Source organism: Parabacteroides sp. PF5-9 (assembly GCF_029893105.1).
Taxonomy (GTDB): Bacteria; Bacteroidota; Bacteroidia; order Bacteroidales; family Tannerellaceae; genus JARXWG01.
Genome location: NZ_JARXWG010000032.1, coordinates 1 through 12687 on the forward strand (window position 1 = coordinate 1; position 12687 = coordinate 12687).

A 12687-nucleotide genomic window follows, 5' to 3' on the forward strand; every position below is an offset into this window, starting at 1 on the left:
GAAAGTTTCGCTGTACATACGATGTTTCTTTTTTGACATAAATTATTTGTTATTTATGTGGCAAAAAAGTGTCAACCTTTTTCAGTGTAAGACATAAAATCCGAATAGATACACGATAAAAAAGGATTATCAAACAAACGTTTCCCCCGGCAAACTGGTTAAGAATAATTAAAAACAATAACTTTCGATAGGGGAATTCGTCTTATTTAAGTATAAGCTATAGCGTCTCACTTTTAATACATGAAATATGAATCGAGTAACAGTACTTCTATTTCTTACTTTGTTGCTTCTCTCCACTTGTTTTACACTACAAGCACAAAATGAATATAAACAAATTCCGTTCAAACCCGGAGAGGTGCTGACTTTCGATATGTACTTTAAATACGGACTGATTAATGCCAAAGCCGGAGAATCTTCGCTTTCGGTCACTGAAGGAAGCTATGAAGGAAAGGATGTATTGCAATTAACACTGCATGCCAAATCGGCCGGTGCGGCTAAGGCGTTTATGTCGGTTGCCGATACATTATCGGCCTATATGTCGAAAGACCTTCTTCCGTTGGCTTTCATCAAAAATGCTCATGAAGGAAAAGATTATACCTATGAGGAAGCGATTTACCAGTATACGTCCGACAAGATAAAGGTTCAGACCAAACGAATAAGAAACGAGATTCCCCGTTTTGACACGACACTGGTTTCACAGCATAAGATATACGATATGGTGAGTATTCTTTATTATGCCCGGACACTGGATTATGCCTCTTTGGAAAAAGGAGAGAAATTAACCGTTTCCTATTTATCGGGAAAACGAATGGAAACGATGGATGTGAAATATCATGGATTGGAAACAATTAAAGCGAATGACGGCAGGGAGTATTATTGTATTAAACTGACTATGCTACTGAATGAGAATGCTTTTGAGGATAAAAACGAAGCGATGCAAGTGTATATCACCAATGATCAAAATCGGGTACCTATCCGAATCGACTCGAAGCTGAAAAAGGGCTCTACCCGTATTATCCTGAAAGCGTATAAGGGGGTCGGATAAAAAGATTAAAGGATCTCCAGGTGAAAAATCCGTGCAATACCTGTTACAATGATCTGTATGCCGATACAGAAAGTGATAAATGCAACCATCTTGTTGATAATCATATTACCTGAAGCACCTAACTTCTTTATCAGTTTGGTTCCCTGGGAAAGAAACAGGTATAAGATAAAAAGCAAAACAACAATAGCCAAGCTGATCATCAGATAGTTGATAGAGGTATTCAATAGATTTCCTTTAACAGAAGCAGAGGCCATTAAGGTAAAAATAACGGATATACTACCCGGTCCTAAGCTGATCGGAAATGAAATCGGAGAAAAAAGTCTACTCTCCACATCTTCTATATTGATCCGACTCACTGTATCCTGCACTTTTTCGGTTTTAGTAATGGGAGTGTCCGAAAGCCATTCCAGACCAGCTTTGCATATCACAATGCCACCTCCTAATTGAATAACCGGAACAGCCAATCCGAAAAGCAGTAGAATGAGGTGTCCGACCACCAAACTACCAATACCCACCAACAAACAATTCACAATAATTCTTTTTATAAACGATTTCCTTTGGGAATCATCGACCCCTTCCAGAAAACCATTGACAATAAGACCACTACTGATCGGATTCATCACCGGAAACAATGCTGCAACCGACGAAATAAACATATAGATAAAATCGTGTAAAGACATAACTTTCCAAATAGATAACCGCTAAAAATAGTTCCTTTTTCCGAATAAACAATATACTGCCGGCAATCGTTGCCCCGGCATCATCTAAAAAAACAGGCTTATCCGCTTTTCACGAATAAGCCTGTTACATGACAACAGTATCCACCTTAATCCAGATGATCCGAGATATCCCGTACTTTCCGTTTTGCTTCGGTGATTAAGTCTTCCGCTTTGTCACTGATTGTATTTGTGTATTTCTTCGACTTTTGAGCCAGATCGTCAAAAAAGGATTGAGATTGCTCTTTAAATTTTTCATACTTCCCACTCAGGAACTTATCCCAATCAATGTCCAACCCTTCTTTATCCATAAAGTCGACAACGACTCTGACCGCATCAGTTGCCTGTTCTTCTGTCAATCCGGCTTCTTCCTGTAACCTTTTTAATAAATTTTCCATATCTCTTATTTTTATAAATTCATGTTATATATGGAACAAAACTAATGAAAAATAGTTCCGATAAACCTGTTCATCGATAAAAACAATCACATACGCTGCTTGTTATGTAAATAAACACAATCTTGTATTCCTCACAATTAATTATATAAAGATGAAACGTAAAGTAGTAGAGACAGTCAAAGGTTTGCCGGCAATCGACGGAGCCGGTGTTCATTTAGTCAGGGTTTTAGGGAACAATACGGTTTATAAGTTTGACCCTTTTCTGATGCTGGATGCGTTTGATTCGAACAATCCGGCCGATTATATCAAAGGCTTTCCCATGCATCCTCACAGAGGGATTGAGACATTTACCTATCTGATGAAAGGCCGGATAGATCATGAAGATAGTCTAGGTCATAAAGGCACGATCCATAGCGGAGAAAGTCAATGGATGACCGGTGGAAGCGGCATCCTTCATCAGGAGATGCCTCAGCCTGTCGATCATCTACTCGGGTTACAACTCTGGATCAACTTGCCGAGAAACGAGAAAATGACAGCACCCAAATATTTTGAGATTACGGCAGATATGATCAAAACGGTTGAAGAAGAAAACGCATCAGTCAGTATTGTGGCCGGTAAATATAAAGGACATCAAGGGGCCAAAGGACATCATATCGACACTACCGTACTGGATATTACAGTTAAGCCTGACGGAGAATTCACTATATCAACCGATCCGGAGGCGACTCTCTTTATTTACATCGTTGACGGAAAAGGACAATTTGACGGCTCACTGCTTCCTATTCCACGAAAGACAGCCGTATTGTTCAGTAAAGACGATGAGTTTTATGTTAAAGCAGGCGCGGAGGGGATTCACTTCATTCTGTTTACCGCCCGTCCGCTTGGTGAACCGATCGTATGGGGAGGCCCTATTGTAATGAATACCCGCGAAGAATTGATGGAAGCCTTTACGGAATTATCGGAAGGGACGTTCATTAAAAATTAAAAATGACCAGAACGCATACACGGATTTCCTCGTTGACTTCATCATAATATGCTGAATAGAGAATCGTTTGACAATTATGGAATGATCATTTGACAATTGTGAAACGATCGTTTGATAATTATGGAACGATCGTCCGACAATTGTCAAACGATTCTGTCTTCACCGTAAAATTTAAAAAGGATTGCCTCTACAGATTCTCTTCACCGAGAGGGATTTGAATATGAGTAGGGTATTCGCTTCCTATGTATATTGTCTGGTTGGCCTTGCGGACTTTAGATTGCTCCGACCAGATCCCCGGATAATTAGAATGGATACTGTATTCCGGGAAATTGGATGAAGTAATCTCTAATCTCAGACGGCTACCCGGTTTTATTTGCCAGGTGACAGGAAGTGTTTCTACGGTCAATTCGACAATTTCATGCGGGGTATATGTTTGCCTGCCTCCAAAACGATCGTTCCGGTAGGCCAACGTTGTTATCCCCGACCGGATATTATACCCCGAACCGTCAGGCAGCACTTCACTGATCTTATAGGTCAGGCTTGTATCTTCACAATCGCTACTCATATAGATGGTTGCTTTGACAGGGCCGGCAATGGTCAAAGGTTCGGTTAAAGGTTCGGTTAAAAAGAAAAGGATATCATCCCGGTAACCGACTTCCGGCTGAAGCTGGCTTCCCCGGCGCTTGGGCGAGTTAAACAAAGTCTCCCCTCCCATCGACATAACCGGATTTTGCGGATCATAAATAAATTTCAACCGATTTGTCTTATCCGGTTCTTTCTGAGCTGACAGGAGATACGCTTTCGAGTGGGTTTTATCTTTCTGACCGGTCAGGTAATAGGTTTTATTCTCTTTTACCGGGATGGGCCACGCTGGATATGTCTCCCAGCGATCCGCGCCAATATAATAAACGAGGACTTCACCTTTGGGTATCCGCCCTAATGCCACAACCTGATACAACCAATTGAACTGATCGTCGAACACATCCACATCCTTCGCATGCATGGGAGTATGCGCTTCGGGTGTTATTTGATAAAAATGATTCCAGGCACCCAGTATCAGGCGGCTGTTTTTCTTCGTTTCACCGGTAAGCAATTCATATCCCTTGATCGTTCCTTCGATGTGATGATCGAATAAACCGGCTACAATCGTCATCGGTACTTTAATCTTAGGCGGGATACTACGAAGCTGAGCCCATACGCCTGTATGCCAGTAAGGATCGTTGTAATCCGTATGGGTAATCCAATCCCTGTACCAGGGCAGTTTTGCACCGAGCAGATTAACATCCATCTCTGCCTGCGGCATGTAGCGATACGCCTCATAATACGGGTCGTCGGGATCACGAAATGGTTTTGTTTCTATTTCGTTCGCATTATCGATTGCCCATCCGGTCAGGATATCCTGCCTGAATAACCCGTCTTTGTAGGCAGAGAGGTGACGGTCTACTCCATAATGGTGTAAGTATATGCCTTTGACCTTACCGGGCAATGAATCGGCGATAATCCAACTGGTCAACGCCGTATAAGAGGCTCCAAATAATCCGATAGAACCGCACCAATCTTGTTTGGCAACCCAATTGACTAAGGCCAGTCCGTCCTCACGCTCATAGATATTCGGTTTGTAAGTCCCCTCAGATCCTCCTTTTCCCCTGCAATATTGAAGTATATATCCGAGGCCGTGTTTGACATATTGTTGCCCTTGTTTCAAATTATCTCCCGTAGTTTCCCGTTGAGGATAAGGAGAGCGGGTGATAACTACCGGCCAGGGACCTTCACCTTTTGGCAAGTATATTCTGGTAACAAGTTGAAGCCCGTCTCCTCCTGTCACGAGCGTATCTATGTAGATATACTCAAAGGTGGCTTGTGGAGTATCGGGATATTCGTAGGATGCTTTCTTCGACGTGCAAGAACAATAAATTGCCGATAAGGAAACCAATAAGAAGAGGGAATACGCTTTTATTCTCATAAGAAGATATCTTTTAAATTTGAAGGCCACACCGGATAGAAGGTACTATCCGATGCAAAATAAATCCAAATACTACAATAAACAAAAGGATATGAAATAGAAGTCACAAAAATTCAGTTATCTCATTTTTTTTCATTATTTTTCGCCATTATCTGAATGAAAAACAAGACATCCACTCATGAAAAAGATAACCAGACTTCAGTTTTTAAAAGCTTCGGGATTAGCGACCGCCAGTTTGATGTTAAATGAAAAAGCGACCGCCGGCTCATTTCATTACAGTGGCGAAAAAACGGTAGTGAAAAATAGTTCTCCCGACCTTGGTACGCTAAAATCTCCCGTTACCGCCAAAGGTAAAATAAAGGGGCTCGAATTTTCACGCCTGATCCTTGGTGGTAATCCTATCGGAGGATGGTTGCATTCGCGGGATTTGAAGTATGTCGGACCACTGGCCAAAGCCTATCTGACTGATGAAAAGAAAATGGAGATATTCAGAATGGCTGAAGATTGCGGTATTGACACGATACTTGGTCACCCGATAATGATTGATATCCTCAACAAATACTGGTCGACAGGCAGAGGCAAAATCAAATGGATTTCCGACTGCGGAGGAAGAGATTTTGTGACGGCAGCACAACAATCAATCGACGGAGGGTGTATGGCCGGTTATTGTCAGGGAGAGAATGCCGACCGGTATGTGGCTAACGGCGATTTTAAAACGATCGAAAAAGGACTTGATATCCTTCGGAAAGCCGGTATGCCGGCAGGTATCGGCGCACACCGTATAGAAACAATAAAGGCATGTATTGAAAACGGGTTAATTCCCGACTTCTGGATGAAAACGTTGCATCATCATAACTACTGGTCGGCCCGTCCGAATGAGCCGGCAAATGACAACCGGTATTGTGAAAAGCCGGAAGAGACCATCGCGTTTATGGAATCGCGTCCCGAACCCTTCATCGCTTTTAAAGTACTCGCTGCCGGAGCTATCCCTCCTGCCGACGGGATCAGATACGGATTGGAGAACGGAGGCGATTTTATATGCCTGGGAATGTTTGACTTCAATATGATTGAAGATGTCAATATTTTTAATGAGACGCTTGCCTCTTTAGGTCATCGCAAGCGACCCTGGCAAGCTTAATAGAGATCCATTCGATAGACGCGAACTATTTTCAATTGAACTAATATTGAGGAGCCGGTATAGCCGTGTAGCGGTTGCATCTCTTCTACAGTCAGAATCATACAATGCAAAAAGGTGATCCTTTACAGATCACCTTTTCTTGAATTAACCTAAACCGGGTCTTTTTCCTTCTTTGATTCTTATTTGTTCGCCTGCTTGAGTACTTCTGCAAATAAGCTTTCATTCATGATTTTTTTGTTCTTATTCGTTGCAGTCAAAAGTGTCATATATTTACCAAACTGATCTTTCGTTAAAGCATCTTTCATTCCGGATAAATTTTCAACAATGATTTGCTGCATTTTCTGTTCTCCCGATGCCGCTTTCTGTTGCTGGATAAAACTCTCATTGATGACCTTCACCTTTTTCTTCTGGTAAGGTTTCAATTTCAGAAAACTCTCAAGCTGAGATAGTTCGACTTTAAAAGGGACATCATCTGTATTTGATTGTGCCACACAAACGGTCATGCTTATGATCAAAGCACCTATTACTAATAATAAACGTTTCATAATACTTTAAATTTTACATGTTTAACAATAAAAACCTGTGTGCTGAGATTTTCCCAGCAGTGTTATATCAAAAACGTTTTCAATAAAAAGAATTATTACGGCCTAACAAATTGAGCATACAAGATCAAAAAGACGAGTGATTAAACCCTTTGATTTGTATTCATATCAATCTGTTACGAAAATAAAAAGAAGTGCTGAGAGAAAAAATGACGTACATCAGAAAATAGAGGTCCGGCTTAAAGAGTTCCACTTCGAACACGGCTCAAGGATTCGGGTGCCATCAACAGATAAGAGGCGATATCATTGATTGAAGCCAATCGGGCCGCTTGCGGATAATCTCTGATAAACCGGTCGTATCGTTCACGGGCCGTTTCAAAACGCCAGGAGTCGGCTTTATTCTGCGACTCCTTGAGTCCATTTTCCAACATAAGCCGATACATAAGCGCTATGTCACTGTTATTCATCAGACCGATCAATCCTTTATAATCGATATTATAAACCAGCGTAGGTTCTATCGCTTCGATCATCAATTCGGTCGGTTGCTCTCCAAACAGACTGTGAATACACATCACCAATGTCCCTTCGCAGCCAAAATGTTCTGTGACATCTTTTCCTTTTTTATAATAGAACTGGCGCAACAGACCGGAATCTACATATACGAGATATCGCAGAATTTCTCCTTGATTCAGTAACATTTCTCCTTTTTTTAACCTGACGGGGGTTAACAACTCCGCTAACTTCTGTAAAGACTCCGGAGATAATGTATTATGCCGGGAAGATATTTTTCTGGCAATCTCAAGATATTCGTTCATAACAACCCTTAGAAATAATAGATAAACAACATAGTTTCACCTCAAAAATCAAAAAACTGTTTCGCATTCTTATAACTGATCGCTTCAATCATCTCACCAATAAAATCGATTTCTTCTGCAGGAAGCAATCCGTTTTCGACATCGTTACCGATCAGGTTACACAACGTCCGACGAAAATATTCATGCCGGGGATAAGAGAGAAAACTACGCGAATCGGTGAGCATACCGACAAAACGGCTGAGCAGTCCCAGTAAAGACAAGGCATTCATCTGTCGTTCCATACCGTCTTTCTGATCCAGGAACCACCAACCGGAGCCGAATTGCATCTTTCCGGCAATCGTTCCATCCTGGAAATTACCGATCATCGTTGCGACCATCTCATTGTCAGTCGGATTCAGGTTATAGATAATCGTTTTGGTCAATTTATCCTGGACATCCAAACGATCGAAAAAAGCGGACATCGCTTTTGCAGTAGTAAATGTTCCGATAGAATCAAAGCCCGTATCTGCACCTAATCGACGAAACAAACGGGTATTGTTGTTACGGATAGCGCCATAATGGAATTGTTGCGTCCACCCTTTTTCCCAGTTCATCTCACCCAACACAACCAATATGGCCGATTTGTATTTTGCAATCTCTTCCCCATTCAACGGTTTACCACCATAGACTTTGTTGAAAATCGATTTGATTTCATGTGCTGTATACGACTCGGCATAAAACTCTTCGACCCCATGGTCGGATAGTTTACATCCCTGCTCAGCAAAGAAATCCTGTCGTTTACGTAATGCCAAAAGCATATCATCAAACCCGGAAACAGTCACTCCCGATACTTCCGACAGTTGTTCGATATAACTCCGGTAATTGGGTGCATTTTCAACAGCCATGATTTTATCCGGCCGCCAGGTAGGCAACATTTTTATCTCAAAACCATCCTTCCGGGTTTTGATATGGTGCTCCAGGGAATCTATCGGATCATCAGTCGTACAAACCACCTCTACACGATATTTCCGCATCAGGTTGCGCGCCGAATAGTCCGGAGTCTGCAATTTAGCCGTACACTCTTCATAAATATCCCGCGCCGTTTTAGGTGACAATAGTTTTTCTATGCCAAAAGCAGTTTTCAACTCCAGATGAGTCCAGTGGTAAAGCGGGTTACGCATAGTATATGGAACTGTTTCGGCCCATTTCTGAAATTTATCCCAGTCACTGGTTGTTGAACTCGTACAATAGGCCTCATCCACTCCGTTTGCACGCATCGCTCTCCATTTATAATGGTCGCCCCCCAGCCATATTTCCGTCAAAGTGGCAAAACGATGATCAGTGGCAACCATGGCCGGGTTTAAATGACAGTGATAATCAATTATAGGTTGTTTCGCAGCATGACTGTGATAGAGTTGTTGTGCTGTATCTGTTTGCAAGAGAAAATGTTCGTCCAGAAACTTTTTCATGGTAAGTTAGTTCAATGTTTACACTCGGTTCTTTTCATGTAATTGCTAAAAAAGTCCACGAATATAAGTAATTTTACGCATACAAATAGTAAAAAAAGTATTTTGTGTTCGAACACACTTCGTCACCGAAAGATCACAACGCTCCTTGAATCCCACTTTCTACTGCTATTTTTTCTTGGTTGTTTGTTTAAAATCAGCCACAAACGCTTCACACATCCAATTGGCAAGTGCCTGGCGATTACTCTCTAACACAAAACGGCGTTGATCAAAATCATTCTGTATGTTCCCCAACTCTACATATAAAGAAACCGGTAACGCTTTATTCAAGACATATAAGTTTCGCTGTCCGACAGTGCCCGTAAACCCTCTTCCCGGCTGATGCCGCTTATACTTCCCTGAAAAAGTCGAACGCATACGCACTGCCAACTCTTTACTACTCTGACTTTTGGAATGATAAAAGAAGACATCGGTCTGATGACTTCGGCTTCGGCTGTCGATATGAATGAATATGGCTCGTTTATAGATCTCTTTATCCCGACGATAGAGCGCATTGATTTTATCACAACGTTGTTGAAGCCGTTGAGTCTGATTCAGAGGAATAGCACTCCCCATACAGGTCTCGCGCTTACTGTTGGCCAGTATCCGGTCGTCGCGTATACCATCTTTTGCATCTTGTATAATGATATGCACTTTGGCACCTTTCATCATTAGATTTCTGGCCAGGCGAAGCATAATATCATACGCATATTCATCCTCATGCAGTTCATTTCGCCCCATTTTACCTATCGCTCCGGGGTCGGGACCGCCATGTCCGCTGACCAGATAAAAACAGGCTCCTTTCAATTCGGATGATGTGACTTGATAGGCGGCTAATTTGGATCCGAATAACGGTTCATGATTTTTAGGTTTGGCAACGGCTGTTTTTAATGGAGGCAACGTATATTTCACCCCTAATTTCAAGGCATTATTTTTACCCAGTTTCCCTTTATTCAATTCAATAAACTGTCGCTGGTAATCTGCCCCTATCCGTCCATGTCGTCTTAAAAAAACAGTGATTCCATCGCCATTTTTAGGAGACGCCGTCTCTTGTGCAATCAGCTGATTAAAACCAACTACTGCAATCAACAATAAAATGATTGTACGTAGACGCTTCCTAATATACATTTTTTTTATGCGGTATCACGAAAAGATCCGGCGATCAGACATCCCTTATATGTTTCCGTTGACCCGTTGATAAATTTCTTTCGTCAATTGGATATCATATGCCGCATCATGTAATTTCTCCTGTTCGATCGCGATTCCTAACGCCCGGGCTACCGTCTCTTGTTTAAAATCGGTCATGGTATGCCGGGTAGACATCAGATGCAAAGAGGCAAGTACCATCACATCGATTGAATTGATCCAGAACCAGGAATAAAAATAATTATCTCCGTTCTGCACAAAAAAGGCTTTCAGAAAATAATTATCAAACGATGCATTATTATAACCCACAAGGAAAAACTTATCCTGACGGTTATATTTATCGACATATTTAGACAACATTGCGATCAATTGGTCGTATACCTCACGCATGGAGGGATAGGCAAGTATCTGCTCTTTGGTCACATGGCAGACCCGAAGTGCTTCTTCTTCTATATCACACTGACTATGAGGACAGACGTTGAAATTGAATGACTCTTTCGTCTCTCCATCGATCACGATTTCTCCACTGATCTGATGTATCCCGTTCCTCCAGTATTTTATCCCTGTTGTCTCCAGGTCGAAGAAGAATAATTTCATGTATGTGTATGATTTAGTCGGAAAGGCGTATTTATCCTCCCTGTAATGACAGACAAAAATAAGAAGATTATTTGGAATCATTCTGAAAAAAGCAGAATAAAGCTATCTTTCGGTCAATTCGCACACATTACTATAATATCATCTCCTTTTTGTAGCTTTGCAAACAACTTTCCTCATGCAATATTCCGGACAATTGCATGAGGCATTTCATGCGTTTAAAACAACATTTCGTTTGACAATTGTCGAACGATCGTTTCACAATTATCGTTTGATCATTTGACAGTTGTCAAACGATCATTCTATAATTATCAAATGAATTTTTCTGTCGTTCATTGGACTACACCGTAATAATGAATTTTGAAATCATGCAGCAACTCAAACCGATCATGTTCGTAGGCACCTGCTCTGACGCGGGAAAAAGTGTGATAAATGCGGCCTTTTGCCGGATTTTTAAAGAAGATGGATATCATCCTGCACCGTTCAAAGCACAGAATATGTCACTGAACTCGTTTTCAACCGCTGAAGGGGGTGAGATGGGACGGGCACAAGTCGTACAGGCTGAAGCGTGTGGAATACATCCACATACGGATATGAATCCTGTTCTTCTGAAACCGACCAATGATAAAAGTTCGCAAGTGATTCTCAATGGTCGCCCTATCGGAAATATGTCGGCCAAAGATTATTTCGGAAAAGAGAACAATAAAGAGTCCTTATTCAAAGAGGCGACAGAAGCGTTTCAACGACTCCATGCGCGTTATAACCCGATTGTACTGGAGGGAGCAGGCAGTATCTCCGAACTGAATTTACGGGATAGAGATATCACCAATATGCGAATGGCTGTTCGGACAGGAGCCGCAACCTATCTGGTGGCGGATATAGACAGGGGAGGCGTTTTCGGGTCGGTTTATGGTACAATTGCACTATTAAACTCTGAAGAACGGGCATTAATAAAAGGGATTATCATCAATAAATTCAGGGGAGACAGTTCTTTGTTTGAAGAAGGACGCACGATTCTGAAAGAGTTGACAGGTGTACCCGTTGTTGGAATTATTCCGTGGTTCAGGGATATCCATATTGAAGAGGAAGATTCTGTCGCACTGGAGATGAAAAAGAACACCTACCAACCGGGCAAGATCAATGTGGCGATTCTCTTATTGAAACGGATGTCGAATTTCACCGATTTTGATGTGTTAGACATGGATCCGCGTTTTAATACTTACTATACTAATCAGATCGATGAAATCGAAAAAGCGGATATCATCTTGCTGCCGGGCTCCAAAAACACATTGGCTGATTTGCAATATTTACGGGCAAACGGATTGGCCGAAGCTGTCGTAAAAGCGTATAAAAACGGCAAAAAAGTGATTGGCATTTGTGGGGGTTATCAAATGATGGGGGCGATACTGGAAGATCCGCAGCAGATGGAAGGAAATATTCCAATCGTTTCAGGATTAGGGTTATTGCCACAACGCACTGTGATCGGATCCGAAAAGACGACAGTGCAAAGTAAATTCCATTTTTTACCGGTGGATACGGACAAAATATGCTCCGGATACGAAATACATATGGGCGAAACGACTCCGCTCAACGAGGTGGAAATTTCTCCGGTAAACCGTTTGACAAATGGAAAATCAGACGGCTGTTATCTGAATAATCGCTGCTGGGGAACCTATATGCACGGCATATTTGATAACCCGATTGTCAGGGATCATCTAGTCGAAGGGTTGGATGACAATCACAGCAAAAATGATTTTGATTATGCCTCTTTTAAAGAAGAACAATATTCCAGACTGGCAGCGTTAGTCAGGAGTCATGTCGATATGGAGTATATTTACAATTCTTTGTTTTAAGGGATCAA

At 41.7% G+C, this 12687-nt stretch carries 12 protein-coding genes; 4 read left to right on the top strand and 8 right to left on the bottom strand.

The window, feature by feature from the left end; all coding sequences use genetic code 11:
* Nucleotides 1-247 precede the first annotated feature (247 nt).
* Complete coding sequence (locus M2135_RS14465; RefSeq protein ID WP_280749238.1) at nucleotides 248-1045, top strand: DUF3108 domain-containing protein; 798 nt, start codon at nucleotides 248-250, stop codon at nucleotides 1043-1045.
* A 5-nt stretch (nucleotides 1046-1050) separates the two neighbouring features.
* On the opposite strand, the gene M2135_RS14470 is transcribed toward M2135_RS14465, so the two are convergent.
* Entirely contained in the window at nucleotides 1051-1725 is a 675-nt protein-coding gene (locus tag M2135_RS14470; protein ID WP_280749239.1) for a MarC family protein, read from the bottom strand.
* 146 nt (nucleotides 1726-1871) lie between these two features.
* On the bottom strand, nucleotides 1872-2159 hold the full coding sequence (locus M2135_RS14475) for a hypothetical protein (protein ID WP_280749240.1): 288 nt from the start codon (nucleotides 2157-2159) through the stop codon (nucleotides 1872-1874).
* Nucleotides 2160-2310: 151 nt separating this feature from the next.
* On the opposite strand from M2135_RS14475, the gene M2135_RS14480 reads away from it, so the two are divergent.
* Nucleotides 2311-3144: a pirin family protein gene (locus tag M2135_RS14480; protein ID WP_280749241.1), complete on the top strand. Its 834-nt coding sequence runs from the start codon at nucleotides 2311-2313 to the stop codon at nucleotides 3142-3144.
* Nucleotides 3145-3331: 187 nt separating this feature from the next.
* On the opposite strand, the gene M2135_RS14485 is transcribed toward M2135_RS14480, so the two are convergent.
* The gene (locus tag M2135_RS14485) at nucleotides 3332-5107 is read right to left on the bottom strand and encodes a CocE/NonD family hydrolase (protein ID WP_280749242.1); all 1776 of its coding nucleotides are present in this window, start codon (nucleotides 5105-5107) and stop codon (nucleotides 3332-3334) included.
* Nucleotides 5108-5285: 178 nt separating this feature from the next.
* Between M2135_RS14485 and M2135_RS14490 the strand changes: the two genes are divergently transcribed.
* The gene (locus M2135_RS14490) at nucleotides 5286-6245 is read left to right on the top strand and encodes a hypothetical protein (protein WP_280749243.1); all 960 of its coding nucleotides are present in this window, start codon (nucleotides 5286-5288) and stop codon (nucleotides 6243-6245) included.
* Nucleotides 6246-6424: 179 nt separating this feature from the next.
* Here M2135_RS14490 and M2135_RS14495 read toward each other — a convergent pair whose 3' ends face one another.
* The 5 genes from M2135_RS14495 to M2135_RS14515 all read right to left on the bottom strand — a co-directional run bounded on the left by M2135_RS14495 (nucleotide 6425) and on the right by M2135_RS14515 (nucleotide 10829).
* The gene (locus M2135_RS14495; RefSeq protein ID WP_280749244.1) at nucleotides 6425-6790 is read right to left on the bottom strand and encodes a hypothetical protein; all 366 of its coding nucleotides are present in this window, start codon (nucleotides 6788-6790) and stop codon (nucleotides 6425-6427) included.
* Nucleotides 6791-7026: 236 nt separating this feature from the next.
* Nucleotides 7027-7602: a Crp/Fnr family transcriptional regulator gene (locus tag M2135_RS14500; RefSeq protein ID WP_280749245.1), complete on the bottom strand. Its 576-nt coding sequence runs from the start codon at nucleotides 7600-7602 to the stop codon at nucleotides 7027-7029.
* A 41-nt stretch (nucleotides 7603-7643) separates the two neighbouring features.
* Entirely contained in the window at nucleotides 7644-9050 is a 1407-nt protein-coding gene (gene uxaC, locus M2135_RS14505; protein WP_280749246.1) for a glucuronate isomerase, read from the bottom strand.
* A gap of 165 nt (nucleotides 9051-9215) precedes the next feature.
* Entirely contained in the window at nucleotides 9216-10214 is a 999-nt protein-coding gene (locus M2135_RS14510; protein ID WP_280749247.1) for an N-acetylmuramoyl-L-alanine amidase, read from the bottom strand.
* 45 nt (nucleotides 10215-10259) lie between these two features.
* Nucleotides 10260-10829 (bottom strand): 3'-5' exonuclease, encoded by a 570-nt coding sequence (locus M2135_RS14515; RefSeq protein ID WP_280749248.1) that lies wholly within the window; start codon nucleotides 10827-10829, stop codon nucleotides 10260-10262.
* Between the two features lie 362 nt (nucleotides 10830-11191).
* Between M2135_RS14515 and M2135_RS14520 the strand changes: the two genes are divergently transcribed.
* Nucleotides 11192-12679, top strand: coding sequence for a cobyric acid synthase (locus M2135_RS14520; protein WP_280749270.1), 1488 nt, complete (start codon nucleotides 11192-11194; stop codon nucleotides 12677-12679).
* The last annotated feature ends 8 nt before the right edge of the window (nucleotides 12680-12687 follow it).

Bases quoted from the DNA above. Each gene is read 5' to 3' on its own strand.
- M2135_RS14480 (WP_280749241.1), top strand. From the start codon at position 2,311: ATGAAACGTAAAGTAGTAGAGACAGTCAAAGGTTTGCCGGCAATCGAC.
- M2135_RS14490 (WP_280749243.1), top strand. From the start codon at position 5,286: ATGAAAAAGATAACCAGACTTCAGTTTTTAAAAGCTTCGGGATTAGCG.
- M2135_RS14485 (WP_280749242.1), bottom strand. From the start codon at position 5,107: ATGAGAATAAAAGCGTATTCCCTCTTCTTATTGGTTTCCTTATCGGCA.
- M2135_RS14515 (WP_280749248.1), bottom strand. From the start codon at position 10,829: ATGAAATTATTCTTCTTCGACCTGGAGACAACAGGGATAAAATACTGG.
- M2135_RS14465 (WP_280749238.1), top strand. From the start codon at position 248: ATGAATCGAGTAACAGTACTTCTATTTCTTACTTTGTTGCTTCTCTCC.
- uxaC (WP_280749246.1), bottom strand. From the start codon at position 9,050: ATGAAAAAGTTTCTGGACGAACATTTTCTCTTGCAAACAGATACAGCA.
- M2135_RS14510 (WP_280749247.1), bottom strand. From the start codon at position 10,214: ATGTATATTAGGAAGCGTCTACGTACAATCATTTTATTGTTGATTGCA.
- M2135_RS14475 (WP_280749240.1), bottom strand. From the start codon at position 2,159: ATGGAAAATTTATTAAAAAGGTTACAGGAAGAAGCCGGATTGACAGAA.
- M2135_RS14470 (WP_280749239.1), bottom strand. From the start codon at position 1,725: ATGTCTTTACACGATTTTATCTATATGTTTATTTCGTCGGTTGCAGCA.
- M2135_RS14495 (WP_280749244.1), bottom strand. From the start codon at position 6,790: ATGAAACGTTTATTATTAGTAATAGGTGCTTTGATCATAAGCATGACC.
- M2135_RS14500 (WP_280749245.1), bottom strand. From the start codon at position 7,602: ATGAACGAATATCTTGAGATTGCCAGAAAAATATCTTCCCGGCATAAT.